At 72.2% G+C, this 26,283-nt stretch carries 28 protein-coding genes; 15 read left to right on the top strand and 13 right to left on the bottom strand.

The features are described 5' to 3' along the window. Window positions 1-364 precede the first annotated feature (364 nt). On the bottom strand, window positions 365-2,098 hold the full coding sequence (locus EIL87_RS17060) for a pyruvate dehydrogenase (protein WP_125091509.1): 1,734 nt from the start codon (window positions 2,096-2,098) through the stop codon (window positions 365-367). 173 nt (window positions 2,099-2,271) lie between these two features. Between EIL87_RS17060 and EIL87_RS17055 the strand changes: the two genes are divergently transcribed. After that, window positions 2,272-2,460: a hypothetical protein gene (locus EIL87_RS17055; protein ID WP_125091508.1), complete on the top strand. Its 189-nt coding sequence runs from the start codon at window positions 2,272-2,274 to the stop codon at window positions 2,458-2,460. Window positions 2,461-2,470: 10 nt separating this feature from the next. After that, window positions 2,471-2,944: a thioredoxin-dependent thiol peroxidase gene (gene bcp / locus EIL87_RS17050; protein ID WP_125091507.1), complete on the top strand. Its 474-nt coding sequence runs from the start codon at window positions 2,471-2,473 to the stop codon at window positions 2,942-2,944. 92 nt (window positions 2,945-3,036) lie between these two features. On the opposite strand, the gene EIL87_RS17045 is transcribed toward bcp, so the two are convergent. The 6 genes from EIL87_RS17045 to EIL87_RS17020 all read right to left on the bottom strand — a co-directional run bounded on the left by EIL87_RS17045 (window position 3,037) and on the right by EIL87_RS17020 (window position 7,599). Continuing rightward, window positions 3,037-3,795 (bottom strand): sulfite exporter TauE/SafE family protein, encoded by a 759-nt coding sequence (locus EIL87_RS17045; protein ID WP_125091506.1) that lies wholly within the window; start codon window positions 3,793-3,795, stop codon window positions 3,037-3,039. A 200-nt stretch (window positions 3,796-3,995) separates the two neighbouring features. Then, window positions 3,996-4,601 (bottom strand): RdgB/HAM1 family non-canonical purine NTP pyrophosphatase, encoded by a 606-nt coding sequence (gene rdgB, locus EIL87_RS17040; protein WP_125091505.1) that lies wholly within the window; start codon window positions 4,599-4,601, stop codon window positions 3,996-3,998. After that, complete coding sequence (rph, locus tag EIL87_RS17035; RefSeq protein WP_125091504.1) at window positions 4,598-5,353, bottom strand: ribonuclease PH; 756 nt, start codon at window positions 5,351-5,353, stop codon at window positions 4,598-4,600. The genes rdgB and rph overlap by 4 nt, the downstream gene beginning before the upstream one ends. 58 nt (window positions 5,354-5,411) lie before the next feature. Further along, window positions 5,412-6,182 (bottom strand): MBL fold metallo-hydrolase, encoded by a 771-nt coding sequence (locus tag EIL87_RS17030; protein WP_125091503.1) that lies wholly within the window; start codon window positions 6,180-6,182, stop codon window positions 5,412-5,414. Next, complete coding sequence (gene murI, locus EIL87_RS17025; protein ID WP_125091502.1) at window positions 6,179-6,994, bottom strand: glutamate racemase; 816 nt, start codon at window positions 6,992-6,994, stop codon at window positions 6,179-6,181. Before murI ends, EIL87_RS17030 begins: the two co-directional genes overlap by 4 nt. Then, the gene (locus tag EIL87_RS17020) at window positions 6,991-7,599 is read right to left on the bottom strand and encodes a rhomboid family intramembrane serine protease (RefSeq protein ID WP_233576331.1); all 609 of its coding nucleotides are present in this window, start codon (window positions 7,597-7,599) and stop codon (window positions 6,991-6,993) included. Before EIL87_RS17020 ends, murI begins: the two co-directional genes overlap by 4 nt. A gap of 212 nt (window positions 7,600-7,811) precedes the next feature. Between EIL87_RS17020 and EIL87_RS17015 the strand changes: the two genes are divergently transcribed. Continuing rightward, window positions 7,812-8,654, top strand: a complete 843-nt coding sequence (locus EIL87_RS17015) for an SMP-30/gluconolactonase/LRE family protein (RefSeq protein ID WP_125091501.1) — start codon at window positions 7,812-7,814, stop codon at window positions 8,652-8,654. Window positions 8,655-8,921: 267 nt separating this feature from the next. Here EIL87_RS17015 and EIL87_RS17010 read toward each other — a convergent pair whose 3' ends face one another. The 4 genes from EIL87_RS17010 to EIL87_RS16995 all read right to left on the bottom strand — a co-directional run bounded on the left by EIL87_RS17010 (window position 8,922) and on the right by EIL87_RS16995 (window position 11,823). Then, entirely contained in the window at window positions 8,922-9,872 is a 951-nt protein-coding gene (locus EIL87_RS17010) for a PLP-dependent cysteine synthase family protein (protein ID WP_125091500.1), read from the bottom strand. A gap of 14 nt (window positions 9,873-9,886) precedes the next feature. Further along, on the bottom strand, window positions 9,887-10,165 hold the full coding sequence (locus EIL87_RS17005) for a MoaD family protein (protein ID WP_125091499.1): 279 nt from the start codon (window positions 10,163-10,165) through the stop codon (window positions 9,887-9,889). Between the two features lie 68 nt (window positions 10,166-10,233). Beyond that, entirely contained in the window at window positions 10,234-10,689 is a 456-nt protein-coding gene (locus EIL87_RS17000) for a Mov34/MPN/PAD-1 family protein (protein WP_125091498.1), read from the bottom strand. Window positions 10,690-10,791: 102 nt separating this feature from the next. Continuing rightward, entirely contained in the window at window positions 10,792-11,823 is a 1,032-nt protein-coding gene (locus tag EIL87_RS16995; RefSeq protein WP_125091497.1) for a P1 family peptidase, read from the bottom strand. Window positions 11,824-11,935: 112 nt separating this feature from the next. Between EIL87_RS16995 and EIL87_RS16990 the strand changes: the two genes are divergently transcribed. Genes EIL87_RS16990 through EIL87_RS16975 form a run of 4 tightly spaced genes read left to right on the top strand, consistent with a single transcriptional unit; the run spans window position 11,936 to window position 16,170 of the window. Then, on the top strand, window positions 11,936-13,234 hold the full coding sequence (locus EIL87_RS16990) for an MFS transporter (RefSeq protein WP_125091496.1): 1,299 nt from the start codon (window positions 11,936-11,938) through the stop codon (window positions 13,232-13,234). 41 nt (window positions 13,235-13,275) lie between these two features. Then, window positions 13,276-13,938 (top strand): response regulator transcription factor, encoded by a 663-nt coding sequence (locus EIL87_RS16985; protein WP_125091495.1) that lies wholly within the window; start codon window positions 13,276-13,278, stop codon window positions 13,936-13,938. Next, window positions 13,931-15,277, top strand: coding sequence for a sensor histidine kinase (locus EIL87_RS16980; protein WP_125091494.1), 1,347 nt, complete (start codon window positions 13,931-13,933; stop codon window positions 15,275-15,277). Before EIL87_RS16985 ends, EIL87_RS16980 begins: the two co-directional genes overlap by 8 nt. Then, a complete protein-coding gene (locus tag EIL87_RS16975; RefSeq protein ID WP_125091493.1) occupies window positions 15,277-16,170 on the top strand; it encodes a TAXI family TRAP transporter solute-binding subunit in 894 nt (297 codons plus the stop codon). Before EIL87_RS16980 ends, EIL87_RS16975 begins: the two co-directional genes overlap by 1 nt. Window positions 16,171-16,179: 9 nt before the next feature. On the opposite strand, the gene EIL87_RS16970 is transcribed toward EIL87_RS16975, so the two are convergent. Together EIL87_RS16970 and clpS are read right to left on the bottom strand one after the other, a co-directional pair. Continuing rightward, window positions 16,180-16,743 carry a DUF2017 domain-containing protein gene (locus EIL87_RS16970; protein WP_125091492.1) on the bottom strand — a complete coding sequence of 188 codons (564 nt, stop codon included), beginning with the start codon at window positions 16,741-16,743 and terminating at the stop codon, window positions 16,180-16,182. Next, a complete protein-coding gene (clpS, locus tag EIL87_RS16965; protein ID WP_125091491.1) occupies window positions 16,744-17,037 on the bottom strand; it encodes an ATP-dependent Clp protease adapter ClpS in 294 nt (97 codons plus the stop codon). Between the two features lie 155 nt (window positions 17,038-17,192). Between clpS and EIL87_RS16960 the strand changes: the two genes are divergently transcribed. The 8 genes from EIL87_RS16960 to EIL87_RS16925 all read left to right on the top strand — a co-directional run bounded on the left by EIL87_RS16960 (window position 17,193) and on the right by EIL87_RS16925 (window position 25,674). After that, the gene (locus tag EIL87_RS16960; protein WP_125091490.1) at window positions 17,193-18,479 is read left to right on the top strand and encodes a nicotinate phosphoribosyltransferase; all 1,287 of its coding nucleotides are present in this window, start codon (window positions 17,193-17,195) and stop codon (window positions 18,477-18,479) included. A 46-nt stretch (window positions 18,480-18,525) separates the two neighbouring features. Further along, window positions 18,526-19,098, top strand: a complete 573-nt coding sequence (locus EIL87_RS16955) for a nicotinamidase (protein WP_125091489.1) — start codon at window positions 18,526-18,528, stop codon at window positions 19,096-19,098. Window positions 19,099-19,374: 276 nt separating this feature from the next. Then, window positions 19,375-21,354 (top strand): ATP-dependent DNA helicase, encoded by a 1,980-nt coding sequence (locus EIL87_RS16950; RefSeq protein ID WP_125091615.1) that lies wholly within the window; start codon window positions 19,375-19,377, stop codon window positions 21,352-21,354. A gap of 86 nt (window positions 21,355-21,440) precedes the next feature. Further along, window positions 21,441-22,019, top strand: coding sequence for a biotin transporter BioY (locus EIL87_RS16945; RefSeq protein ID WP_125091488.1), 579 nt, complete (start codon window positions 21,441-21,443; stop codon window positions 22,017-22,019). Between the two features lies 1 nt (window position 22,020). Beyond that, the gene (locus EIL87_RS16940) at window positions 22,021-23,295 is read left to right on the top strand and encodes an AMP-binding protein (RefSeq protein WP_233576316.1); all 1,275 of its coding nucleotides are present in this window, start codon (window positions 22,021-22,023) and stop codon (window positions 23,293-23,295) included. A 5-nt stretch (window positions 23,296-23,300) separates the two neighbouring features. Then, window positions 23,301-24,401: a thiolase family protein gene (locus tag EIL87_RS16935; RefSeq protein ID WP_199740468.1), complete on the top strand. Its 1,101-nt coding sequence runs from the start codon at window positions 23,301-23,303 to the stop codon at window positions 24,399-24,401. Then, a complete protein-coding gene (locus tag EIL87_RS16930) occupies window positions 24,398-25,072 on the top strand; it encodes an energy-coupling factor ABC transporter ATP-binding protein (RefSeq protein ID WP_125091486.1) in 675 nt (224 codons plus the stop codon). Before EIL87_RS16935 ends, EIL87_RS16930 begins: the two co-directional genes overlap by 4 nt. Then, window positions 25,069-25,674 carry an energy-coupling factor transporter transmembrane component T family protein gene (locus EIL87_RS16925; RefSeq protein ID WP_125091485.1) on the top strand — a complete coding sequence of 202 codons (606 nt, stop codon included), beginning with the start codon at window positions 25,069-25,071 and terminating at the stop codon, window positions 25,672-25,674. Before EIL87_RS16930 ends, EIL87_RS16925 begins: the two co-directional genes overlap by 4 nt. The last annotated feature ends 609 nt before the right edge of the window (window positions 25,675-26,283 follow it).

The raw sequence follows: 26,283 nt of genomic DNA, 5'->3' as shown, positions 1-26,283 counted from the left end.
CCCCGCCACGGCCAGTCACATCCCGATCACCCTTACGACATCTTCCCCAGGCGCCGCCGCCGCGAGATCCTGGTGCGGGCGACCGCGCAGGAGGGCCGGATCGCCGCGCTCTGGGGGTGGCATGTACCTGCTCATGACGCTGTCCGTGCTGGTGTGGGCGGTCCTGTTCGGCGTCGGCCTGCTCCTGTGGTGGCGTGCCGGCAACCTGACGCCCCGCCGCACCCGCGACTGATCCGGGCCGGCCCCGTCCCCTTCCCGCGCGGGTTCCGAACCACTTCCGGGAGTTCCGCCACACGTGTGATCAGGGCCGCCCGTCCGCTTCTCGCGCGGGTCCGAACTTCCAGGAATTCCGCCACGCGTGGGATCAGGGCCGCGGCACGTTCCGCAGGTTGCTGCGCGCGAGCTGCAGCATCTTGCCGACACCACCGGACAGGACCGTGCGGCTCACCGCCAGCGCGAAGCCCTTGACCTGCTCACCGGTGATGTGCGGCGGCAGGGACAGCGCGTTCGGGTCGGTCACCACGTCCACCAACGCCGGGCCGGGGCGTGACAGGGCATCGGCGAGCGCGTCGCGGACCTCGCCCGGCTTCTCGACCCGCACCGAGTTGATGCCCGCAGCACGCGCGATCGCGGCGAAGTCGATGCCGTCGTGGTCGGTGCCGAAGTCCGGTATCCCGTCCACCAGCATCTCCAGCTTCACCATGCCCAGGGAGGAGTTGTTGAACACCACGGTCTTCACCGGGAGCCGGTGGGTGCGCAGGCTCAGCAGGTCACCGAGCAGCATCGCCAGGCCCCCGTCGCCGGACATCGAGATGACCTGGCGTCCTGGCTCGGCCAGCTGCGCGCCGATGGCCTGTGGCAGCGCGTTGGCCATCGAACCGTGCACGAACGACCCGAGAACCCGCCGCCGCCCGTTGGGCGTGATGTAGCGGGCGGACCACACGTTGCACATCCCGGTGTCCACAGTGAACACCGCGTCGTCGGCGGCGAGGTCGTCGAGCACGTCGGCGACGTACTCGGGGTGGATCGGGACCTGCGACTCGACGTTGCGGGTGTAGGCGTCGACGACCTTCTCCAGCTGAGCGGCGTGGTCGCGCAGCATCCGGTCCAGGTAGGAGCGGTCGGTCTTGGTGTGGACTTCCGGCAGCACCGCGCGGATCGTCTCGGCGACGTCGCCGTGCACCGCCAGGTCCAGCACCGTGCGGCGGCCCAGGTGCGCCGGCTCGATGTCGACCTGCACCGTGTTGGCCTGCGGCAGGAAGTTGTCGTACGGGAAGTCGGTGCCCAGCAGCACCACCAGGTCGGCCCTGTGCATCGCCTCGTAGCAGGCGCCGTAACCCAGCAACCCGCTCATGCCGACGTCGAAAGGGTTGTCGTACTGGATCCACTCCTTGCCGCGCAGCGCGTGCCCGACCGGTGCCTTGATCTTCTCGGCGAGCTCCATGACGTCGGCGTGCGCACCCCGGCAACCCGCGCCGCAGAACAACATCGGGCGTTCCGCGCGGTTGATCTTCTCGGCGAGCGCGGCGACCTGGTCCGCCGAGGGCAGCATCGTCGGCGGCACCCAGTCGACCACGCCCCGCCCGGTCGGCTTCGCCGGCGACTCCTCCGCCACGTCACCGGGCATCACGAGCACCGACACCCCGCGGCGGCCGACGGCCGTCTGGATCGCGCTGCGCAGCAGCCGCGGCATCTGCTCGGGCTGGGACAGCAGCTCGCAGAAGTGGCTGCACTCGTTGAACAGCTCCTCCGGGTGGGTCTCCTGGAAGAAGCCGGTGCCGATCTGCGCCGAGGGGATGTGCGAGGCCAGCGCCAGCACCGGGGCGCCGCTGCGGTGCGCGTCGTAGAGGCCGTTGATCAGGTGCAGGTTGCCAGGCCCGCAGCTGCCCGCGCACACCGCGAGCCTGCCGGTGATCTGCGCCTCCGCACCCGCGGCGAACGCGGCCGCCTCCTCGTGGCGGGTGTGCACCCACTCGATCCCCTCGGTGCGGCGGACGGCGTCGACGACCGGGTTGAGGCTGTCGCCCACGATGCCGTAGATCCGCTTCACGCCCGCCTGCACGAGGACTTCGATGAACTGTTCGGCGACGGTCGGCATGGTGGTCCTCCGTGCGGTGATCGGTGGGTCACCTGACGTCTACGCCCGGCCACGGACCCCCGCAACCCGGTAGCCCGTTCGTGCGACACCGGTAACGATCCACTCGACCCCGGCGATCACCACCACGTCCGCCGCGGAGGCGGTTTTCCCGTTCCGAGAAAGGAATTTCGACGGTGTCCGTCCGCGTCTACACCAGGTGCGCGATTGCCGTGACCACGTCGGCGTTGGCCGGGCTGCTCGTGGGCGCTCTCCTCGTCACGCACGACCAGCCGGCGCGACCGGCCATCGAGCAGGTGTCGCAGCTCACCCCCGCAGCGGGTGGTGCGGCGCTGCCCGAACAACCCGTCCGGCCCATCGGCTAGCGTCGCGAGCATGACCGAACAGAACCGACTTTCCGAGGGCGACGCGGCGCCCGACTTCTCGCTCCCGGACGCCGACGGCGGCACGGTCTCGCTGAGCGACTACCGCGGCCGCTCGGTGGTGGTCTACTTCTACCCCGCCGCGAGCACCCCCGGGTGCACGAAGGAGGCCTGCGACTTCCGCGACAGCCTGGCCGAGCTCAACGACGCCGGGTTCGACGTGCTGGGCATCTCCCCGGACAAGCCGGCCAAGCTCGCGCGCTTCCGCGACGCGGAGGGGCTGACGTTCCCGCTCCTGTCCGACGAGGACCGCTCGGTGATGACCGCCTGGGGCGCCTTCGGCGAGAAGAAGAACTACGGCAAGGTCGTCCAGGGCGTCATCCGCTCGACGTTCGTCGTCGACCCCGAGGGCAAGATCGCCAAGGCTCTCCACAACGTCAAGGCGACCGGTCACGTCGACCGGCTCCGCAAGGAGATCGGCGTCTGAGGTGCGCGATGCGCGCGGGATGTCCTAGTGCCCTCCCGCGCGGCATCACCACCCGGCCCAGGAGGGCCACCGCGCGGCGTGCGGTTCTCGGCTCAGTCGAGAGCCATGTAGATGGCCACGCCGGCGGCGATGGCGACGACGAGGTACCGCAGCAGGCTCGACGGGAGGCGCTGGGCGAGCTTCCCGCCCGCGAAGCCACCGATGACCGTGGTGGGCACCAGCATCGCGACCGCGATCCAGTCCACCGGGGCGATGAGGGCGTAGACCACGAGCGTGGCCGCGCTGCCGATCATGCCCAGCCAGCTCTTCAAGGCGTTGAGCCTGCGCATGCTGTCGGTCGCCGCGAGCACCAGGATCGCGATGAGGATCACGCTGCGGGCTCCGCCGAAGTACCCGCCGTAGATCGAGGCGAGGAAGATCCCCACCGTCAGCAGCACGGTGCGGTCGGGCGCTCCCTGCTCAGGCGAGCCGAGCCACTTGCGGATGGTGTTCTGGAAGGCCATCAGCACCGCCGACAGCCCGACCAGGGCCGGGACCACGGCGTCGAAGACCTCGCCGGGCAGCAGCATGAGCAGCACGCACCCGAGCGCCGAGCCCGTCAGCGCCGCGATCGAGGTCGTCCACACCCTGCGGCGGTTGCCCGCCAGGTCCGCGCGCTGGCTGACCGCCGCGCCGACGAAACCGGGTCCCTGCGCCACTGAGTTGGTCACGTTGGCGACCAGCGGTGACATCCCGGTCGCCAGCAGCGCCGGGAACACCAGCAGGGAACCACCACCGGCCACCGCGTTCACCGCGCCGGAGAGGAATCCGACGACGACGAGCAGGGCCAGTTCGAACCAATCGGTGAACACGAACCGAAGTTAGCCGCCGATCTCCGCCCAGCCCCCACCGGGGCGAGCGGAGTCACACCAAGTCGTGCGGTGAACGCCGCTGCCCTCAGGTGCGGGCCTCAACTCCCAGCGCCGCAGGTGCTGAACGGTTCCTAGGCGAACGGGGGGCACGGAGTCCACGGAGCCGCTCACGCTCCGCCACCCGCACCGCGACGGAACTCCTACGGAGCCAGCTCGCGGAGGGACGGGAGGAGCAGGCGCAGCGCCCGGCCGCGGTGCGAGTCGGCGTCCTTCTCCTCCGGGGAGAGCTCCGCGCTGGTGCGCGTCTCCCCCTCCGGCACGAAGATCGGGTCGTAACCGAAGCCGTTGGCGCCCCGGGGCTCGCGGATGATCGTGCCGCGCCACTCGCCGCGCACCACGGTCTCGGTGCCGTCGGGCCGCACGAGCGCGGCGGCCGAGACGAAGGCGCCGCCCCGGCGCTCGTCGGGCACGTCGGCCAGCTGGCCCAGCACCAGGTCCAGGTTCGCCTGGTCGTCGCCGTGCGCACCGGCCCAGCGGGCCGAGAGCACGCCGGGCATGCCGTTGAGCGCGTCGACCTCCAGGCCGGAGTCGTCGGCGACGGACGGCAGACCGGTGGCGCGGGCCGCGTCGGCGGCCTTGGCGACGGCGTTGGCCTCGAAGGTCGTCCCGGTCTCGGGAGCCTCCGGGAACCCCGGCACGTCGGCCAGGCCCACGACCTCCACGCCCGTGACGCCCTCGGCGTCGAGGATGCGGCGCAGCTCGGCCAGCTTCTTCTGGTTGCGGGTGGCCAGCAGCAACCGGCTCACGCAGCGCCTCCGGGCAGTTCACCGGGGTAGGGCTCGGCGAGCGCGGCCTCCTGCAGGCGAGCGAGCTCGCCGCAGCCGGCCAGCGCGAAGTCGAGCATCTTGTCCATCGTGGACCGCGTGTAGGTGGCGCCCTCGCCTGTGCCCTGCACCTCGACCAGGGTGCCGTGGTCGGTGGCGACCACGTTCATGTCGACCTCGGCGCGGGAGTCCTCCTCGTAGGGCAGGTCCAGCCGCACCCGGCCGTCGACGACGCCGACGCTGACCGCCTGGATCGCGCACGACAGCGGCTTCGGGTCGGAGAGCCGACCGGCAGCGCCCAGCCACGTCACCGCGTCGGCCAGCGCCACGTAGGCACCGGTGATCGCGGCGGTGCGGGTGCCGCCGTCGGCCTGGATGACGTCGCAGTCCAGGGTGATGGTGTTCTCGCCCAGCGCCGCCATGTCGATGCAGGCGCGCAGGGAACGGCCGACCAGCCGGGAGATCTCGTGGGTGCGGCCGCCGATGCGGCCCTTCACCGACTCGCGGGCGCTTCGGGTGTTGGTCGCCGAGGGGAGCATCGCGTACTCGGAGGTCACCCAGCCCAGGCCGGAACCGGTCCGCCAGCGCGGGACGCCCTCCTGCACGCTCGCCGCGCACAACACCCGGGTACGGCCGAACTCGACCAGCACCGAACCCGCGGGCCAGTCCTGGTACCCGCGCGTGATCTTCACCTCGCGCAGCTGATCGTCACTACGCCCATCCGCTCTAGCCACGACCCAACCCTAAGCCCAGGCCTCGGAACCCGACGAAGCCCCCAGGCCCCGGGGTGCCTCAGACCTCGTAGGTGGCGCCCGGCCGGACCAGCTCAGTGGCACCGTCGAAGGTCGCCTTCGCCTCGGCCTCGATGGCCTCGTGGTCGGTCCACGGGACGAGGTGGGTGAGCAGCAGGCGTTCGGCCGCAGCGGTCTTGGCGACCTCGGCGGCCTGGCGGCCCGAGAGGTGGATGTTCGTCGGGGCGTCCTCGTGGTGTTCCCAGGACGCCTCGGCCAGCAGCACGTGGGCACCGGCGGCGAGCTCGGTGAGCCGGCCGCAGGGCCCGGTGTCGCCCGTGTAGGCGAGCACCCTGCCTTCGGCCTCGACCCGAAAACCCCAGGTCGGGCACAGGTGCGCGACCTCGACGGCGCGAACGGTGAACGGCCCGACGGTCACCGGCTCGGTGCCCAGTGCGCGGAAGTCGAACACGTCGGACAGGTCGGTCTCGGGCCGTTCGGCGGCGGTCGGCGCGTACAGCGCGGCGAGCCGCTCGGGGGCGTCGTCAGGGGCGTGGACCAGCAGCCGCCGCGCCCGCGGGTCGTAGGGCGGACTGGGGCGGTAGCGGCGGTGGACGGTGAGCGCGCCGAAGTCCGCGCAGTGGTCCGGGTGCAGGTGGCTGAAGAACAGCGCGTCGAGGTCGAACGGGTCGAGGACGCGTTGCATCGCCCCCAGCGTGCCGTTGCCCAGGTCCAGCGCGATGCGGGTGGAACCGGACTCGAGCAGGTACCCGGAGGCGGGCGAGTCGGGCCCCGGGATGCTCCCGGAGCAGCCGAGGACCGTCAGCTTCATGCGACTGAGCCTGACATGCGCAAGGGCATCACGGCATCGGCCGAGGGGGCCGGTCCGAGGAAGCGGCGGGCCAACCGCGCGAAGCGCTCCGGTTCGCCGGTGACGCGGAACTCGTGCGCGGGGACGTTGCCGGGCTCGGCGAGCCGGTCGTGCTCGGTGAGCACCCGGACGACGTCCTTGGCGGTCTCCTCGGCGCTGGACACCAGGGTCACGTGCTCGCCCATCGCGAGCTGCAGCACCCCGGTCAGCAGCGGGTAGTGGGTGCAGCCGAGCACGAGGGTGTCGACACCGGCCTGCTGAAGCGGGTCGAGGTAGTTCTGCGCCAGACCGAGCACCTGGCGGCCGCTGGTGATGCCGCGCTCCACGAACTCGGCGAACCGCGGGCAGGCCGCGGTGGTCAGCTCGATGTCCGGAGCGGCGGTGAAGGCGTCGTCGTAGGCGCGGGACCGGATCGTGGCGTCGGTGCCGATGACGCCCACGCGCCGGTTCCGGGTGGTGGCCACGGCGCGTCGGGTGGCCGGCAGCACGACCTCCACGACGGGGAGGGAGTAGCGCTCGCGGGCATCGCGCAAGCAGGCCGAAGAGGCGGTGTTGCAGGCGATGACCAGCATCTTCACACCTTCGTCGACCATCGCGTCGGTGATCGCCAGGGTACGGGAGCGGATTTCCGCCAACGGCATCGGCCCGTACGGGGCGTTGGCGGTGTCACCGACGTAGTGGACGGTCTCGCCGGGCAGCTGGTCCATGATCGCGCGGCTCACGGTCAGCCCGCCGACACCCGAATCGAAGATCCCGATCGGAGCGTTGGTCACCGGGCCAGTGTGCCAGGCTCGGCCCGCGACACCTTCCGCCGAGTGCTGCGCGCCACCAGCCAGGTGGCGACCACCCCACCGATCGCGCCGAAGAGGTGGCCCTCCCAAGAGATGCCGGGTTGTCCGGGCACCACGCCCCAGAGCATCCCGCCCCAGTAGAAGAACAGCACCACGGCCAGCAGGACCTGGGCGACGCTGCGCTGGGCGAACCCGCGCAGCAGCAGGAACACCATCCAGCCGAAGATGACGCCGGAGGCCCCGACGTGGAACCCGGGCGCGCCGATCAGCCAGGTCCCGGCTCCGGCGACGACCCACACCACGGCGGTGACGCCGACGAACTGCCGGAGCCCGCCGGCGAGCAGCAGCCAGCCGAGCACGAACAGCGGCAGCGAGTTGCTGATCAGGTGCGGCCAGCCGAAGTGCAGCAGCGGCGCCCAGAGGATGCCGTCGAGCCCGTCGACGGTGCGCGGCTGGATGCCGTTGGCGTCGAGGTCCATCGCCGGGGTGGGCGCCGGAGTGGCCACGTCGTAGAACTCGATCGCGAACAGCACCACGACGCAGAGGAGCATGCCGAGCGCCGCCCTCAACGGGTTCGCGGGCAGCACTCGCGGGCGAGGACGTTCCAACGGACGTGTCACACCACCGAGCCTAGCTGGCGGCACGGGGTGCGGGATCGGGGAACGACCCTGATTCCGGGTGCGCATCGCCCCGGTGTCGAGCAGGTTGCGGATCAGCGAGGTTTCCGCCATCTGGCCCTGTGCGGTGATCCTCGCGGTAAGGTCCCGGCCCGTTGGGTCGTGTGGTGGGAAGGTGGAGCATGCACCCTCAGGTCGACATCGCAGTTGCGGCTACGGCACGTTCCGGACAGGCGCCCACCTGGGACTTCGGCACTGAGACCCTGCTGTGGACGGATCCGCTCGCGGGCGGTGTGCACCGCTTCCGGCCGGGCGGCACCAACGCGACGATGACGCTCCAGCAGCGGCCCGGCGGCGCGAAGCCCCGCACCCGGGGCGGCCTGGTGCTCCACCTGGAGGAGGGCGTGGCGCTGTTCGACGCCCACGGTGAGCAGCGCACCTGGCTCGTCTACTGGGCCCGCGAGGGGATGACCGCGGCCGCCACGATGGTCGACCGCCGGGGCCGGATGTGGGCCACGACGATGCGCGAGGACGAGTCCGGCGACGGCTGGCTGGTCAGGGTTGGAGCGGACGGTTCAGCGGGCGTGGTCATCAAGGACCTCGAAGCCGGTCTCGGCTTGGCGACCAGCCCGGACGACGCGTGCTTCTACGTCGCCGACGCCGGCACCCACCGCATCGAGGTCCTCGACTTCGACGTGGAGGCGGGACTGCTGAGCAACCGGCGGACCCTCTGCGAGGTGGGCGGTCAGCCCTCGGGGCTCGCCGTGGACACCGAGGGCACGCTGTGGACGGCGGTCCGCGACAAGGGCGAGCTGCACCGCTACGCGCCGAGCGGAGAGCTCACCGGCACGATCCCGCTCCCGGCCCAACGCCCGACCAACCTCTGCTTCGGCGGCCAGGACCTCCGGGACCTCTACATCACCACGGCCCGCGACGGCCTCCCGTCGCCGACCGACCAGGACGGCAGCGTGCTCACCTTCCGCGCCCCGGCCGAAGGCCTCAGGACCTACGCCTTCACGGGTTGACCCCGGCCCCGAGCGCTGGTCGAGGCGGTTCCGCCACCTCTGGCGCCCGAACTGCCCGCAGCGAGCACCACACCCACTGCGGGCGACCCGAACCAGGTGCCCTGACACCGAGGTCGTCCGACGTCCAACCCGGGCTGCGGCGGGTCCACACCACACCACCACCCACAACGGCGTGTTTCGCCGTCGCGGCCGCGAGCAGAGGACCCGCGGGTGCGGACGCGAAGAACCCCGCCTCCTGAGCGGAGGCGGGGTTCTCCCGAGTACCGATCAGGCCCAGAGCTGGCCTTCGAGGCGTTGGGCGGCCTCGTCGAGGGAACCGCTGTAGGCGCCGGTGGAGAGGTACTTCCAGCCAGCGTCGGCGACCACGAACGCGATGTCCGCGGATTCCCCCGCGGCAGCGGCCTTCTCGCCGATCGTGAGGGCCGCGTGCAGGACGCCGCCGGTCGAGATCCCGGCGAAGATGCCTTCGCTCTCCAGCAGCTGGCGGGTCCGGCGCAGCGCGTCGTAGGACCCGACGGAGAACCGCCGCGTCAGCACGTCGGGGTCGTAGAGCTCCGGCACGAAGCCCTCGTCGAGGTTGCGCAGGCCGTAGACGAGCTCGCCGTAGCGGGGCTCGGCCGCCACGATCTGCACCCCGGGCTTCTTCTCGTGCAGGTACCGGCCCACACCCACGAGGGTGCCGGTGGTGCCCAGCCCGGCCACGAAGTGCGTGATCGTGGGCAGGTCGCGCAGGATCTCCGGCCCGGTGCCGTGCTGGTGCGCCTCGGCGTTGGCCGGGTTGCCGTACTGGTAGAGCATGACCCAGTCGGGGTTCTGCTCGGCGAGCTCCTTGGCCATCGCGACGGCCTGGTTCGACCCGCCGGCCGCGGGCGAGGAGATGATCCGCGCCCCGTAGGCCTGCAGCAGCTGGCGACGCTCCTCGGAGGTGTTCTCCGGCATGACGCACACCAGGCCGTAGCCCTTGAGCTTGGCGGCCATGGCCAGTGAGATGCCGGTGTTGCCCGAGGTGGGCTCCAGGATGGTGCAGCCGGCGAAGAGCCGGCCTTCCTTCTCGGCGGCCTCGATCATGTTCAACGCCGCCCGGTCCTTGATGGAGCCGGTCGGGTTGCGGTCCTCCAGCTTCGCCCACAGCCGCACGTCGGGCGCGGGCGACAGGCGCGGCAGCCCGACGAGCGGGGTCTCACCCAGCGCGTCGAGCAGCGAGTCGAAACGTGCCACGGGTTCCTCCCGCGTCAGCGCATGCCGCCGGCGACGGCCGGCAGGATGGTGACGTTGTCGCCGTCGGAGACCTCGGCTTCCAGCCCACCCGCGAAGCGGACGTCCTCGTCGTTGACGTAGACGTTGACGAACCGGTGCAGGTTGCCCTCCTTGACCAGCCGGTCCTTGAGGCCGTTGTAGTTGGCGTCGAGGTCGTCGATCACCGCGGCGAGGTTGTCGCCCTTGGCCTCCACGGACTTCTGACCACCGGTGTGGGTCCGCAGGATGGTGGGGATGGAAACGTTGACTGCCATGGGGAATCCTCCTGTCCACAAAGGACTACTTGGGGAACGCGAACAACGGTGTGCGGTCGAGCCGCGGATCAGTCGCGGTCAGGAACCTCGTCGCTACCGGTGTGGGCGAACATGTACGACTCCACGACCTCCACCGGCTCCTCGGTGACCTCGCCATCGAGGATGCGGTAGGAACGCAGCTCATGGGTCTGCGGGTCCCGCGTGGACACGAGCACGTAGTGCGCGTTGGGCTCCGAGGCGTAGGAGACGTCCGTGCGCGACGGGTAAGCCTCGGTCGAGGTGTGCGAGTGGTAGATGACCACCGGTTCTTCGTCGGCGGCGTCCATGGCCCGCCACACCTGCAACTGCTCGGCGGAGTCGAACCGGTAGAAGGTGGGCGAACGCTCGGCGTTGATCATCTCGATCAAGCGTTCCGGACGGTCGGACCCTTCCGGTCCGGCAATCACGCCGCACGCCTCGTCCGGGTGGTCCCGTCGGGCATGCGCGACCATCGCGTCCACGAGGTCGCGTCGGATCACCAGCACAGCAACCATCCTAGTAGGTGGGGCACCGGCCTCCCATCATGTGGAAGTCCTGCTCTCACCGGTGCGGCTTCGTCGTTACGGAGAACGACGCTCCACGATGATTCATTCCTGCGCGGAGGGGTAGAGGCGCGTGTAGCACGTCACCTCTCCGACCGGCTCCGCCGCGAGCACGCCGCGCACGACAGCCCGTTCGACGACCTCCGCCGCAGCGGCGCTGACCTGGTCCAACCGGCTCGACCAGCCCGGCTCGCCCGGCTCCGGCAGAGCCGCTCCGGTGCCCGTGGCCAGCGCGAACATGGTGTCGCCGTCGACCAGCTGGTGGGCGGGCCGGACGGCGCGGGCCAGCGCGTCGTGGGCGGCCACGGCCAGGCGCCGGCACTCGGCCTTGCTGAGCCGCAGGTCGGTGCCCACCACGCCGAGCGTGGTGTTGAGCGGCCGGTCCACCGCTCCGTGACGCCCAGGTCTCCCCGCGTAACGCGGACGTGCGGCTTCCACCTCCTCAGAGGTGGGTGCGCGGAGCCCGGGCGTGGGAGTCCAGGGCAGCCCGGTGTCGGGGTCGACGGGCGACCCGGCCGCGTTGACCACGACCAGCGCGCCGAGGGTGGTGCCGTCGGCCAGCACGGCGCTGGCGGTGCCGACACCGCCCTTGACCGGTCCGACCACCGCTCCGGTCCCGGCCCCCACGTTGCCCTGCCGGACCTCGGTGCTGGTGGCGTTCTCGCAGGCCCGGTAGCCGAAGTCGGCGTCGGGGCGGTTGCCCCAGTCGTTCATCGGCACGTCGAAGATGACCGCCGCGGGCACCACCGGCACGACCTCGCCGGGCCCACCCACCGGGACCCCGTGGCCGCGCTCACCCAACCAGCGCACCGCCCCGTCGGCGGCGGCCAGCCCGTAGGCGCTGCCGCCCGCCAGCACCACGCCGTTGACCGCCTGCACGAGGTGGTCGGGTTCGAGCACGTCGGTCTCCCGAGTGCCCGGCCCGCCGCCGCGCACGTCGACCGCTCCGGCGGCACCACCGGGGGCGAGCACGGCGGTCGCACCGGTCGCCCAGTGCTCGTCGAGCCGCTGGTCGTGGCCCACGAGCAGGCCCTCCACGTCGACCAGCGCGTCCAGGTCACCCGGCTGCAACGGCATCGCGCACCTCCTGCCGATCACGTTAGCCGCATGTAAAGGCGGACCGCCGGGTGTTGTCCACGCCACCCGGCCTGTTCATCGTCTTCTCCACTGGCACGACCTGGAGGCGTGAATGACGATCGCAGACCGCGATGTGGCGGTTCGCTCCGAACGCCGAGTGATCGGCAACGTGGTGCGAGGATCCATCGGGAACCTCATCGAGTGGTACGACTGGTACGCCTACACGGCGTTCAGCGTCTACTTCGCCGCGACCTTCTTCCCGAAGGGCGACTCGACGGCACAGCTGCTCAACACCGCCGCCGTGTTCGCCGTCGGCTTCCTGATGCGCCCGCTGGGCGGCTGGATGCTCGGCCGCTACGCCGACCGCTTCGGCAGGCGCGCCGCGCTGACCCTGTCGGTGACGCTGATGGCGTTCGGGTCCCTGGTCATCGCCCTGACCCCGGGCTACGACTCGATCGGCCTGGCCGCGCCCGCGCTGCTGGTGGCCGCACGGCTGCTGCAGGGCATCTCCGTCGGTGGCGAGTACTCGACCTCGGCCACCTACCTGTCGGAGGTCGCCTCCGAGGGCAAGCGCGGCTTCTACTCCAGCTTCCAGTACGTGACGCTGGTGTCCGGCCAGCTGGTCGCGCTGGGCGTGCAGATCGTCCTGCAGCAGGTCCTCACCAGCGACCAGATGGACGCCTGGGGCTGGCGGGTCCCGTTCGTCATCGGTGCGGTCGGCGCGCTCATCGTGATGTGGCTGCGCCGCGGCATGGACGAGAGCGAGAGCTACGAGTCCACCTCGAAGTCCGGTGCCGAGCAGGGCACGATCAAGGCGCTGCTGCAGTACCCGAAGGAATGCCTGCTGGTGGTCGGCCTGACCCTCGGCGGCACGGTGGCGTTCTACACGTACACCACCTACCTGCAGAAGTACATGGTCAACACCGGCGGCATCGACAAGCCCACGGCCGCCTGGATCAACTTCGCGGCGCTGCTGGTCTTCGGCGTCCTGCAGCCGCTCGCCGGAGCGCTGTCCGACCGGATCGGCCGCCGCAAGCTGCTGATGTTCTTCGGCGTCTCCGGCACCCTGCTCACCGTCCCGCTGATGACGGTGCTGGGCGGCACGCAGAACCCGATCGCCGCGTTCCTGCTGATGCTCGGCGGCCTGGTGATCGTCACCGGCTACACCTCGATCAACGCGATCGTGAAGGCCGAGCTGTTCCCGACGAACATCCGCGCCCTGGGCGTCGGCCTGCCCTACGCGCTGACCGTGGCGATCTTCGGCGGTACGTCCGAATACGTCGCGCTGTGGCTGAAGAAGGCCGGGATGGAGCAGGTGTTCTTCTACTACGTCTCCGGCTGCGTGCTGGTCTCGCTGCTGGTCTACCTGCGGATGCGGGAGACGTCGAAGGATTCCCGGATGGGAGGTTGATGGACGGCACCGGCCATACTCTCGGTCCGGAGGTGTGGCCGGTGCGGGTTCTGCTCGTCGAGGACGACGACGGCGTCGCGGAGGCGCTCGTCGACGTCCTCGACGCCCACGGGCACCGGACGACGCGCGTCAGCCGCGGCGCGGACGCCCTGCTGCGGCACCGGGAGCACGACCTGGTGCTGCTCGACCTCGGCCTGCCGGACACCGACGGCCTGGAGGTCCTGCGCAAGCTGCGGCGCATCGGCCCGATCCCGGTCGTGGTGCTCACCGCGCGCGGCGAGGAACGCGCGGTCGTGCGCGGGCTGCGCTCCGGCGCCGACGACTACCTGGTCAAACCCGTTCGGATGGCCGAGCTGATGGCCCGCATCGAGGCCGTCGTGCGGCGCGGGCGCCACCCCTCCCCCGGCTCCGAGCAGGTCGAGGTCGGGGACGTGCGGATCGACCTGCGGACCCGCCGGGTGCAGGTCGCCGAGCGCGAGGTGGAGCTCACGCCGAAGGAGTTCGACGTGCTGGCGGTCCTCGCCGCCGAGAGCGGCACGGCGGTGAGCAGGCAGCGGCTGATGGACGAGGTGTGGGGTGACGCCTACCTGGCGGTGTCGCGGTCGCTGGACGTGCACATCGCGCAGCTGCGCGCCAAGCTCGGCCGCCCGGACCTGCTGGTGACCATCCGAGGCTTCGGCTACCGGCTGGGCGGCGATGCGTAAGCGGCTGCTGCTGGTCCTGCTGACGTTCTCGGTGCTGGCCGTGGCCGGGTTCGCCGCTCCCCTGCTGCGCGCCACCGCCGCCGAGCGCACCCAGCAGCTGGTGCTGGCCCGCAACGCCGACCTGGACCACTTCGCGGGCCTGGCCGACCACGCCTTCAGCACCGGCGACGCGACCGTGCTGCGCGCCGAAGCCGGCCGGTACACCGACCTCTACGGCGAACCCCTCGTCGTGGTCGACGCGACCCGCTCGCCGGTGGTGGAGACCGGCGGGGTGCGCGCCGCCGACCTCGCCGGAGCGATCGACCAGGCCCTGCGCAACGAGCTCGCCGGATCCGTGCCGTGGCTGCGGCCGTGGTCCCAGGAGGAGCTGGTGCGCTACCGGCCGGTCGGCGATGGCACCCGGGTGACCGGCGCCGTGGTCCTGCAGGCCTCGGTCCGGCGGGCCACCGCCGACATCGCCGCGCACTGGGCGCTGATCGGTGCGGGCGCGCTGACCGCGCTGGTGGTGTGCGGGTTGGTGGCGCTGGTGCTGGCGCGCTGGGTGTTGCGGCCGCTGGCCGACCTGGGCGCCGGGGTGCGCGCGATCAGCGCCGGCTCGCGGCGCTCCCGGGTTCCGGTCGACGCCGGTCCCCCCGAGCTGCGCGAGCTCGCCGCGTCGTTCAACCGCATGTCGGAGGCGGTGGCCGAAGCCGACGAGCGGCAGCGGCGGCTGGTCGCCGACGCCTCGCACCAGCTGCGCAACCCGATGGCCGCGCTGCGGTTGCGGGTCGACGCGCTGGAGCGGCGCATCACCCCCGACGGCGAGCGCACCTACCGCTCCACCGTCGGCGAGGTCGACCGGCTGGAGGCGCTGCTGGACCGGCTCCTGGCGCTGGCGACCGCCGACCGGGCCGCGTCTCCCGGCGAACCGGGAGACGTGGCGGCGGTGGTCGCCGACCGGGTGCGGGCGTGGCGTCCGGCGGCCGAGGACGCCGGGATCTCGTTGTCCGCGCCCGAGATCGCTCCGGCCCGCGTCGCCCTGTCCACTGAGGAACTCGCGCAGGTCCTGGACGTGCTGCTGGACAACGCGGTGAAGTACGCGCCCGGCGCGTCGGTCGAGATCGGCTGGGACGAGCGCACCTTGAGCGTGGCCGACACCGGCCCGGGGTTGTCGGAGGAGGAGATCTCGTTGGCGGCGCAGCGCTTCTGGCGGGCCGATCACCACCGGGGCAGCCGGGGCAGCGGTCTCGGCCTGGCCATCGTCGGGCAGCTGCTCGCCGCGCACGGCGGTGCACTGCGCATCACCCGCACCGAACCGCACGGCCTGACCGCTCACCTCGACCTGCCGGAGGCGCGCTGATGCGGCGCCGGGCGTTCCTCGGGCTGGGGTTGCTGACCGCGTGCGGGAAGACCGAGCCGGTGCGCGAGCTGCGCATCGCCGCCGGTGAACCAGGCGGTTTCTACACGGCGTTCGGCGCGCTGCTGGGGGCGGAGATCGCCGCCGCCGAGCCGGGGGTGCACCCGGTGGTGCTGCCCAGCCAGGGCAGCGTGGACAACCTGGAGATGTTGCGCGACGGCCGCGCCGACCTGGGCATGGTGCTGGCCGATGCCGCCCACGCGGCGCTGGCCGGTGAGCTGCGGCCGATGGCGGGACTGCAAGCGGTCGGCCGCGTGTACGAGAACTACACCCAGCTCGTGGTGCCCGCCGACTCGCCCGCCCGGTCCGTGGACGACCTGCGCTCGGTGGCGATCGGTGCGCCGAAGTCCGGCACCGCGCTGATGGGCGCGCGCCTGTTCGCCGGTCGCCCGGGGCTGCGCACTGAGATGCTCCCGCTGGCCGAGGCCGTCACCGCGCTGGAGCAGGGCCGCATCGAGGCGTTCCTGTGGTCGGGCGGACTTCCGACGCCGGTGCTGAAGGTCCTCGACGACCGCATCGGGATCCGCCTGCTGCCGGTGAACGCGGCGAGCGCGCGCTGTACCCCGGTCTGCGACCAGCTCCCGGTGCCTCCGGGGGCCTACCGGCACACCGGCGGCATCCCGACCATCGGCGTGCCCAACCTGCTCGCCTGCTCCCCACAGCTTCCCGACGAGCTCGCCTCGGCGGTGGTCCGGGTGCTGGTGCGGCGCGCGCCGTTCCTGGTGCCGCGGGAGACCGTCGGCACCCAGTTCTTGGACGTGCGCACCCTGATCGGCACCGGCGACGTCCCCCTGCACCCCGGTGCCGCGGCCACCTACCGCGACCTGCACGGCTGACCGGCCTGGTCAGCCGAGCACCGCCCCCACGAGGGAGTCCTGGACCCAGGTGAGCCACTGGTAAACGCCGAGGTGCTCGCGGCGGAGGTCGTCCTCCGGGAGCTCGTCGGGCATGTCGTCCTCGACGTCCAGCGCCGTGCCCAGCGCCAGGCGCACGTCGTTGAGGGCCGTCAGCCAGTTGTCGGCCTGCTCGCTGGTGAGCTTGACCTTGCCGCCCATCGGCGGGCAGGTCTCCAGGACCAGCTGGGCCGCGGCGGTCTTGGCCTCCAGCAACTCCGGTTCGTGCAGGGACCGCATCGCGCCGGCGGCGTCGGTCTCCTCCTCGTCGGTGTCGCCGGTGACCGGGTCGCGCCGGTAGAAGTCCGGCAGCAGCCGCGCGACCACCCGGTCCTCCGGAGGGGTGGTCGGGCCGGTGCGGATCCCGGTCAGCTGCGCGAGCTCATCCTCGGGCGCTTCGTCCGCGCGGGCGGTGAGCATGTCCTTGATCTGCCCGACCAGGCCGCGGATGACGGCCGCCTCCTGCTGGGAGAGCTCGGCCTGCACGTGACCGTTCTTGCGGGTCCAGCCGTCCACTCACGAATCCTTCTGCATCGTCGCCCACAAGCCGGCGGCGTGCAGCTTCGCCACATCGCCCTCGACCTTCTCCTTCGAGCCCGAGGAAACCACCGCCTTGCCCTTGTGGTGCACGTCCAGCATCAACTTCGTCGCGTGATCCCGGGAATAGCCGAAGATCTTCTGGAGCACGTAGGTCACGTAGGACATCAGGTTGACCGGGTCGTTCCAGACCACGGTCACCCACGGCGTGTCCGCGGTGCCCTCGGCGTCCTGCTCGAGTTGCGCGCGCTCGATTTCAGCGGGCGAGGTCATGCCCCCATGGTCGCACGACCCCATAACAGGTGTGCCCACCGCACGAGCAATTCCGAACAACGCTCGGGAACACCGGAGGTTCCGGCGCACGGGCGTGGTCGTGGCGCGCCAGGGAGGACGCTGGTTCCCCCACAGGCACCACGTAATCTCTGCCCATGAGCTCTAGCACAGCGCTGCTGACCGACCACTACGAGCTGACGATGTTGGCCAGCGCACTGCGTGACGGAACAGCACACCGCGAGTGCGCGTTCGAGGTGTTCACGCGGCGGCTGCCGCACGGCCGCCGCTACGGCGTCACCGGTGGCATCGGCCGCGTGCTGGACGCGGTGGAGAACTTCCGGTTCGGCGAAGCCGAGCTCGCCCAGCTCGCCGAGCACCAGGTCGTGGACGACAGGACCCTGGAGTGGTTGCGCGACTACCGCTTCAGCGGGCAGATCGACGGCTACCCGGAAGGGGAGCTGTTCTTCCCCGGCTCGCCGTTGCTGACCGTGCGCGCCACCTTCGCCGAGGCGATCCTGCTCGAGACCGTGGTGCTGTCGATCCTCAACCACGACAGCGCCATCGCCGCCGCGGCCGCCCGCATGGTCTCGGCCGCCAACGGCCGCCGGATCATAGAGATGGGTTCGCGCCGCACCCACGAGGAGTCGGCCGTCGCCGCCGCCCGCATCGCCTACCTGGCCGGGTTCACCGCCACCTCGAACCTGGAAGCCGGGCGCCGCTACGGCATCCCCACCACCGGCACCGCCGCGCACGCCTTCACCCTGCTGCACGACTCGGAGGCCTCGGCGTTCGAGTCGCAGATCGCCGCGCTGGGCACCGGGACCACGCTGCTGGTCGACACCTACGACATCACCCGGGGCATCGACCTCGCCGTGCAGGCCGCGGGGGCCGGGCTGGGCGCGGTGCGCATCGACTCCGGTGACGTCGGCGTGCTGGCCCGCCAGGCCCGCGAACAGCTCGACAGGCTGGGCGCCACCGGCACCCGCGTGGTCGTCTCCGGCGACCTCGACGAGTACGCCATCGCCTCGCTGCGCGCCGAACCCGTCGACGGCTACGGCGTCGGGACGTCGCTGGTCACCGGTTCAGGCGCGCCCACGGCGGAGATGGTCTACAAGCTGGTGGAGGTCGAGGGCCGGCCGGTCGCCAAGCGCAGCTCGCACAAGGAGTCGCGCGGGGGCCGCAAGGCCGCGGTCCGCCGGTGCAAGGAGACCGGCACCGCCGTGGAGGAGGTCGTCCACGCGGTCGGCGCCGAGCCCGACCTCGGCCCGAACGACCGGCCGCTGCAGATCCCGCTGATCCGGGACGGCAAGCGGGTCGACGACCTGCCGACGCTGGAGCAGGACCGCGAACGGCTGCGCCGGGCGCTGGTGACCCTTCCGTGGGAAGGCTTGAAGCTCTCGCAGGGAGAACCGGCGATCCCCACGGTCTTCCTGGGAACCTGAACCTGCGGAAGAATCGGGCCGAACCCTCTGGTGGAGGTGAGGCGTGATGAGCAAGGCGCTGATCATCGTCGACGTGCAGAACGACTTCTGCGAGGGCGGGGCGCTCGCCGTTCCCGGGGCCAACGGGGTCGTCACGGCGATCTCGGAGTACCTGGCCGACTCCACCTACGACCACGTCGTGGCCACCCGCGATTACCACATCGATCCGGGCGCCCACTTCAGCGACGAACCGGACTTCGTGCGCTCCTGGCCGAGGCACTGCGTGGCGGGCACGGCGGGTGCGGGGTTCCACCCGGACCTGGACATCACGCCGATCATGGCGGTGTTCTCCGCGGGCCAGTACAACGACGGCTACTCGAGCTTCGAGGGCGTGGACCGCGCAGGCGTCGACCTCGGGAGCTGGCTGCGGGATCGGAACGTGCGCGCGGTCGACCTCGTGGGCATCGCCACCGACCACTGCGTGCGCGCCACCGCCCTCGACGCCGCGAAGGCCGGGCTGGAGACCACGGTCCGCCTCCCGCTCACCGCCGGCGTGTCGCGCACGACCGTCGACCAGGCCCTCGACGAGCTCAACGCAGCGGGGGTCACCCTCCTCGGTGAACCCGTCGTGCTCTCCTGACCACCGCGCGGCAGGGTTCCCGGCCCCGGGTGGGGGACCTGCCGCGCGAGCCCGGCGCGCCCGGCGGCGGGAGGCGGAGGTGTCGGAGGCGAGCGGTAGATTCGCCGCGTGCCCACCTCTGTCCCGCGATGGTCCGACCCGGTCGCGTTCGACACCGATGACGACGACGACCTCCCGCCGGAGATCGCCGCTGACCTGGAGCGCGCCGCCTGGGGCGCCGAGCAGGCGCCGGCGTTGGGCAGAGCGCGGAAGGACATCCCCGACCTCGCCACGCTGATGGAGGTGGCCGTGGCGGCGGTCGGCGGGGTGCCGCGCGAGGGCCAGGCCCGGATGGCCGAGGCCGTGGAGCACACCATCACCACCGGCGAGCACCTCGCCGTGCAGGCCGGGACGGGCACCGGCAAATCGCTGGCGTACCTGGTCCCGGCGATCCGGCACGCCGTCGCCGACGGCACGACCGTGGTCGTCTCCACCGCGACGATCGCGCTGCAGCGCCAGCTGGTGGACCGGGACCTGCCGCGGCTGTCCGACGCGCTCGCCGGAACCCTGGGTCGCAAGCCGACTTTCGCGATCCTCAAAGGACGCCGCAACTACCTCTGCCTGAACCGGGTCCAGGGCAACGCACCGTCCGAACCGGACGAGGACGCGCTGTTCGACGCCTTCGCCGCCTCCGCGCTGGAACGCCAGGTGCAGCGGGTGCAGGAGTGGGCCACCGAGACCGAGACCGGCGACCGCGACGAACTGGTACCGGGCGTGACCGACCAGGCGTGGCGGCAGCTGTCGGTCACGGCGAAGGAGTGCCTGGGCGTGCACCGCTGCCCGGTGGGCACCGACTGCTTCGCCGAGCGCGCCCGCGCCACGGCCGGACGCGCCGACATCGTGGTCACCAACCACGCCCTGCTGGCCATCGACGCCCTCGACGACCGGCCGGTGCTGCCCGAGCACGACGTGGTGCTGGTCGACGAGGCCCACGACCTCGTCGACCGGGTCACCTCGGCCGCCACCGGCGAACTCACCGCGGGCTCGGTCAAGCTGGCCGCGCGGCGCTGCGGCCGGGCGGTCGACGAGGAGACCGCCGACCGCCTCGACGAAGCCGCCGAAGGCCTGGAACTGGTCCTCGAGGACGCCGCCCCGGGCCGGCTCGAAGAGCTGCCCGAAGCGCTCGGCGGCGCGTTGACGGTGGTCCGCGACGCGGCCTGGGCCTGCATCTCGGCGCTGGGCCCGGAGCGCAAGGAGGACGTCGAGGGCAGCACGGCCCGCAAGCTCGCCCACGCGCTCACCGAGGACGTCCACGACACAGCGGTCCGGCTGCTGGAGGCCTTCGACGACGCCAAGCAGCACGACGTCGTGTGGGTGGCCGCCGAGCCGAACCGCCCGAAGGCGGTGCGGGTGGCACCGATCGGCGTCGGCGGCCTGCTGCGCGACCGGCTGTTCGGCCAGCGCACGACGGTGCTGACCTCGGCCACGCTGTCGCTGGGCGGCTCGTTCGACACGCTGGCCCACCAGTGGGGCCTGCCGCCGCAGCAGCAGGTCGAGCAGGTCCAGGGGATGGCCACCGCGAAGGGGGCGCCGTCCGACGGCGGGACGCTCAAGTGGACCGGGCTCGACGTCGGTTCGCCGTTCGAGCACCAGCGCAGCGGCATCCTCTACGTCGCCCGCCACCTGCCCCCGCCCGGCCGCGACGGTCTGCCGCCGAAGGTCCTGGACGAGATCACCGAGCTGGTCCAGGCCGCGGGCGGTCGCACGCTGGGGCTGTTCTCGTCCCGCCGGGCCGCCGAGCAGGCCGGTGAGGAGCTGCGCAAGCGGCTGTCCACCCCGGTGCTGTGCCAGGGCGACGACACCACGGCGCTGCTGGTCAAGCGCTTCGCCGAGGACCCGGCGACCTCGCTGTTCGGGACCCTGTCGTTGTGGCAGGGCGTGGACGTGCCGGGCGACTCGCTGCAGCTGGTGATCATGGACCGGATCCCGTTCCCGCGCCCCGACGACCCGCTGGCCTCGGCCCGGCAGCAGCGGATCTCCGAGAGCGGCGGCAACGGGTTCCTCACCGTCGCCGGCACGCACGCCGCGCTGCTGCTCGCGCAGGGTGCGGGACGGCTGCTGCGGTCGCAGAACGACCGGGGCGTGATCGCGGTGCTGGACCCGAGGCTCGCCACCGCCCGCTACGGCGGTTTCCTGCGGGCGTCGCTGCCTCCGTTCTGGACCACGCAGGACCCCGACGTGGTCCGGGGCGCGCTGAAGCGCCTCACCGCCGGCTGAGGTTGTGCTGCCCACATCCGCTCACACCGCGCTGGCCTGCGCAGGTAAGTTCATCCGGTCCCGACCTCGAACGTGGGAGTGCCGCCGTGTCCGAACGCCCGTCCTCGCCGGCCGCGCACCTGGCGCGCACCGTGGTGTTCGCCGCCTTCATCGCCGTGCTGGGGATCTTCCCCGGCTTCTACCTCGCCGGGGCGGCCGTCCCGGTCGTGCTGCAGAACGCAGGTCCGCTGCTGGCGGGCAGCATCCTCGGAGCCCGGCGCGGCACCGCCTCGGTGCTGCTGTTCGTGGCGCTGACGGCGATCGGCCTGCCGCTGCTGTCCGGCGGGCGCGGCGGCATCGCCCCGTTCCTCGGGCCCAGCGGCGGTTTCCTGCTGGGCTGGATCCTGTCCGCGCTGGTGGTGGGCTTGATCGTGCAGCGCTCGGCCAAGCCGGGCATCGGCGTGCTGCTGACCGCCACCGCCGCCGGTGTCGCCGCCGACTACCTGGTCGGCATCCCGTTCTGGGGCGTGATGATCGGCGACCTGCCGTCCGCGGCGGTGCAGTCCCTGGTGTTCCTGCCGGGCGACGCGGTGAAGCTGGTGGCGGTCTCGCTGATCGCCGTGGCCGTGCACCGCGCGGTCCCGCACACGCTGACCGGCGCCACGAGGCAACCCGCCGAGAGCTGACGTGCTGCCGATCCTCGGACGCGAACCCACCTCCGGCGTCGGTGAGCTGACCTGCCCGGAGCTGGCGGCGGCCGCGCGCCGGGTGGCCCGGCGGCTGCCCGCAGGGGCGCGGGTCGCAATCTCGGGGACCGACGAAACGGCTCGACTGGTCCACTTCCTCGGTGCTGACCTGGCCGGATGCGCTTCGCTGCTGGTCGACCCGTCCTGGCCGGACGTCGAGGTGGTGCTGGAGGACGCCCGCCCCGACGTGCTCCTCGACGTCGACGCACCCCCGGGCGAGGACCTGGGCACCGAGGTCCCGGTGGGCGACGAGTCGACGTGGTTTTCCCTGCCCACGACCTCGGGCAGCACCGGCCGGCCGACGGTGCTGGTGCGCTCGCGGGGCTCGTGGCTGCGCAGCTTCGCGGCGCTCGGCGTGCCGCTGGACGCCCGCGACCGGGTGCTCATCCCGGGGCCGCTGAGCTCGTCGCTGTTCCTGTTCGGCGCGCTGCACGCCCTGCACACCGGCGCGGACGTGGTGCTCCTCGGCCGCTGGTCGGCGCAGCGGGCCGCCGAGGCGGCGCGCGAGGCGACCGCGGTCCACATGGTCCCCGCCCAGCTGTCGGCCCTGCTGGCCGTGCTGGAGCACGACCCGCTGCTGCGCGCCGACTGCGCGCTGCGGCTGGTGGTCTGCGGCGGCGCGAAGGTCGACCCGGTGCTGCGCGAGCGCCTGGCCGCGGTGCTGCCGGACTGCCGGCTGGTCGAGTACTACGGTTCGGCCGAGCACTCGCTCATCGCCGTCCGCCACGACGCACGTCTGCTGCCGGTGGTCGACGTCGAGGTCACCGACGGCCGCCTGCTGGTCCGCTCCGACCTCACCTGCGACGGCCGACTGCAACGCGGTGAGTTCGTCCCGGGTGCACCCGAGGAGACCGGCGACCGGGCGGTCCAGCACCCCGACGGGTCCCTGGAGGTGCTGGGCCGGGAGGGTGCGGTGATCGACACCGGCGCCCGGCTGGTCGCGGCGGAGACCGTCGAATCGGTGCTGCGCGAGGTCGACGGCGTGCTGGACGTGGTCGTCGCCGCCACCCCGCACCCCCGCTTCGGTTCCCTGGTCACCGCAGTCGTCGAGGGCGACGCGCCGCTGCCGGAGCTGCGCGCCCGGGCGCGCGAGCGTCTGCACCCGGCCGAACGCCCGCACCGCTGGCTCGTCGTCGACGTGCTGCCCCGCACCTCCTCCGGCAAATCAGCCCGCGCGGTGATCGCCGACCGGCTGAGCAGCGGAGACCCGCTGTGACGCCGGTGGTCATCGCAGCCCGCCGCACGCCCATCGGCGAGGCCGGCGGAGTCCTCCGCGCCGTCGACGCCGACCGGCTCGCCGCTCCCGTGCTGCGCGCCGTCCTGGACGATGCCGGCGTCGAGGAGGTCGACGAGGTGCTGCTGGGCAACGTCCTCGGCCCGGGCGGCAACCCGGCCCGGGTGGCCGCGCTGCGCGCCGGACTCGGCGAGACGACCCCGGGAATGACCCTCGACCGGCAGTGCGCCAGCGGGCTGTCGGCGATCACCACGGCCGCTTCGATGGTCACCGACCGCGAGTTCTTCCTGGCCGGAGGCGTGGAGAGCCCGTCGACCGCGCCGTGGCGCGCGTGGCGTCCGCGCACCGCGGCCGAGCCGCCGCGCTTCTACCAGCGCGCCCCGTTCGCTCCTCCGGAGATCGGTGACCCGGAGATGGGCCCGGCCGCAGACCTGGTCGCCGCGGAAGCCGGCATCGGCCGGGAACGCCAGGACGCCTTCGCCGCCCGCAGCCACGCCCGCGCCGTCGCCGCCCACGAGGCGGGCCGCTTCGACGCCGAACTGGTGCCGATAGGCTCGGCGACCAGGGACGAACGCCCGCGCCGAGGTTTCACGCCGGAGCGCCTGGCCCGGTTCCGCCCGGCCTTCTCCGCCGGCGGCACCGCGACCGCGGCGAACTCCTGCGGCATCAGCGACGGTGCCGCTGCCGTGCTCATCACCAGCGAGGAGCGGCGCGCGGAACTGGGCGTGCCCGGACTGCGGCTCGTCGGCGCGCGGACCTCGGGCGTGGATCCGAACCGGCTCGGGCTGGGCGCGGTCCCGGCGATGCGCGCGCTGTGCGCGCAGCACGCGCCGGAGGTCGTGGAGTTCAACGAGGCGTTCGCCGGGCAGACCCTGGCGTGCCTGGACGCGGCCGGTCTCGACGAGGAGCTCGCCGAGCCGGACGGCGGGGCGATCGCCCTCGGGCACCCGTGGGGCGCGTCGGGAGCGGTGCTGGTGGTGCGGCTGTTCAGCCGGATGGTCCGGCAGGACGGGCCGCTCCTCGGCATGGCGGCGCTGTCCTCCGGCGGCGGGCTCGGCGTGGCGACGATGTGGGAGCGAGTGGGTTGATCGAGTTCGAAGGCGTCGGGCACAGCTACGACGAACGCACCGTGCTGGACGGCGTGGACCTGCGGCTCCCCGAGCAGCGGGTGGCGTTCGTCGGGGCCAACGGCTCCGGCAAGTCGACGCTGGCCCGCATGGTCAACGGCCTGGTGCGGCCGAGCCGGGGCCGTGTGCTGGTCGACGGGCTCGACGTGGCTCGCGAAGGCCGCGAGGTCCGGCGTCGTGTCGGTTTCGTCTTCACCCACCCCGACAGCCAGATCGTCATGCCCACCGCCGGCGAGGACGTGGCGTTCTCGCTGCGCAAGCAGGGCCTGTCGAAGGCCGAGCGGCAGCGCCGCGCGGCCGAGGTGCTGGCCCAGCACGGCCTGGAGGGCTACGCCGAGCACCCCGCGCACCAGCTCTCGGGCGGGCAGAAGCAGCTGCTCGCGCTGTGCTCGATGCTGGTGCTGGAGCCGGACGTCCTCGTCTGCGACGAGCCCACGACCCTGCTGGACCTGCGCAACAAGCGGCACTTCGCCGAGGTGCTGTCCGGCCTGCAGCAGCAGGTCGTGCTGGTCACCCACGACCTCGACCTGCTCAGCGGGTTCGACCGCGTCATCGTCCTCGACCAGGGCCGCGTCGTCGCCGACGACGTCCCGGAGGCCGCGGTCGGCTTCTACCGGGAGCTGGTCGGGTGAACCCGCTGGGACTCCACGAGCCGGGAACCAGCCCGCTGCACCGCCTCGGCGCGGGCTGGAAGCTGCTGGCGCTGCTCGCCTTCGCGATCGTCACCTTCGTGCTCAGCGCTCCGGCCGCGCTGGCGGCGTGCGTGCTCGCGGCGGTCGCGGGCTACGCGCTCGCCCGGATCCCGTTCCGCCGCGTGTGGCAGATCGCCCGGCTGCTGGTGCCCCTGGTGGCGGTCGTGTTCGCGCTGCAGTGGTGGATGCTCGACCTGCCGCGTGCCGAGACGATCAGCCTCCGGCTGCTGGCGACGCTGGCCGCCGCGAACCTGTTCACCCTGGTCACCAGGGTCGACGACCTCGTCACCTCGGTGGAGCGGGCCGCGACCCCGCTCGCCCGGTTCGGCCTGCGCCCGGAGCGGATCGGCCTGCTGGTGGGTCTCACCATCCAGGCCATCGCAGCGCTCTCCACGATCGCCGGCCAGGTTCGGGAGGCGCAGCGGGCGAGGGGCGCCGACCGCTCCCTCCCGGCCTTCGCGATCCCCTTCCTCGTCCGCACCCTCCGCCACGCCGACGACCTCGGCGACGCCCTAGCAGCCCGAGGCCTCGGCGACGACTAACCCTCCGCAGCGCTTCACCCTGCCCAAAGCGGTCCCGCTTCCCGGAACCCCCACACCCCACCAAGGTGGTCCCGCTCACGATCTCGCGCGACGTTCGAACGGAGCAGACTCGGCGCGAGGCGGTCGTGGCTCGCTGAGCCTCTGACCCGCCAGGGCACAGCCAGAGCTCAGACGTGTCTGGTCTGGTCAGAGCGTTGGTTCTCCGGGGCTTGTCGCCCCTTTTTCCCATGCGGGATCTGACGGGGTGCGTTCCGTCTCGTCGCGACGAGGTGGCGTCTCGGCCCGACGCGCACGAGCGCTTCGTGACCTTCCGCGTGTGGGACCTGGTCAGAGGGTTGCTGTTCCCACTTCGCGCGATATTCGAGTGCCGAAGTTCCCCCTCGAATTTCGCACGAGAGTCGAACGGAGAAGGTGCACCCCGCCCCGCGAGGGGGACGTGGTTGCCTCGGCCCTGACACGCGAAGGTCCTTCCTGACCTCCGGTGCTGGGCCTGACCAGGCGCTGGTGCACGGAGGGCTCGCCACGCTTCGCCTGCGAGACCCGACACGAGGCACGCCTCGCCGCGGCGAGGTCGTGGTCTCGGCCCGACGCACGCGGGCGCTTCGTGAT

Source organism: Saccharopolyspora rhizosphaerae (assembly GCF_003931915.1).
Classification (GTDB): Bacteria; Actinomycetota; Actinomycetes; order Mycobacteriales; family Pseudonocardiaceae; genus Saccharopolyspora; species Saccharopolyspora rhizosphaerae.
This window is presented reverse-complemented; position numbering and strand designations above follow the sequence as displayed.

Coding starts and splice junctions, on each gene's coding strand:
- EIL87_RS16950 (WP_125091615.1), top strand. CDS start 19,375: ATGGAGGTGGCCGTGGCGGCGGTCGGCGGGGTGCCGCGCGAGGGCCAG.
- bcp (WP_125091507.1), top strand. CDS start 2,471: ATGACCGAACAGAACCGACTTTCCGAGGGCGACGCGGCGCCCGACTTC.
- EIL87_RS17005 (WP_125091499.1), bottom strand. CDS start 10,165: ATGGCAGTCAACGTTTCCATCCCCACCATCCTGCGGACCCACACCGGT.
- EIL87_RS16960 (WP_125091490.1), top strand. CDS start 17,193: ATGAGCTCTAGCACAGCGCTGCTGACCGACCACTACGAGCTGACGATG.
- EIL87_RS17015 (WP_125091501.1), top strand. CDS start 7,812: ATGCACCCTCAGGTCGACATCGCAGTTGCGGCTACGGCACGTTCCGGA.
- EIL87_RS17060 (WP_125091509.1), bottom strand. CDS start 2,098: ATGCCGACCGTCGCCGAACAGTTCATCGAAGTCCTCGTGCAGGCGGGC.
- EIL87_RS16955 (WP_125091489.1), top strand. CDS start 18,526: ATGAGCAAGGCGCTGATCATCGTCGACGTGCAGAACGACTTCTGCGAG.
- clpS (WP_125091491.1), bottom strand. CDS start 17,037: ATGACCTCGCCCGCTGAAATCGAGCGCGCGCAACTCGAGCAGGACGCC.
- EIL87_RS16975 (WP_125091493.1), top strand. CDS start 15,277: ATGCGGCGCCGGGCGTTCCTCGGGCTGGGGTTGCTGACCGCGTGCGGG.
- EIL87_RS16995 (WP_125091497.1), bottom strand. CDS start 11,823: ATGCCGTTGCAGCCGGGTGACCTGGACGCGCTGGTCGACGTGGAGGGC.
- EIL87_RS17030 (WP_125091503.1), bottom strand. CDS start 6,182: ATGAAGCTGACGGTCCTCGGCTGCTCCGGGAGCATCCCGGGGCCCGAC.
- EIL87_RS16990 (WP_125091496.1), top strand. CDS start 11,936: ATGACGATCGCAGACCGCGATGTGGCGGTTCGCTCCGAACGCCGAGTG.
- EIL87_RS16980 (WP_125091494.1), top strand. CDS start 13,931: ATGCGTAAGCGGCTGCTGCTGGTCCTGCTGACGTTCTCGGTGCTGGCC.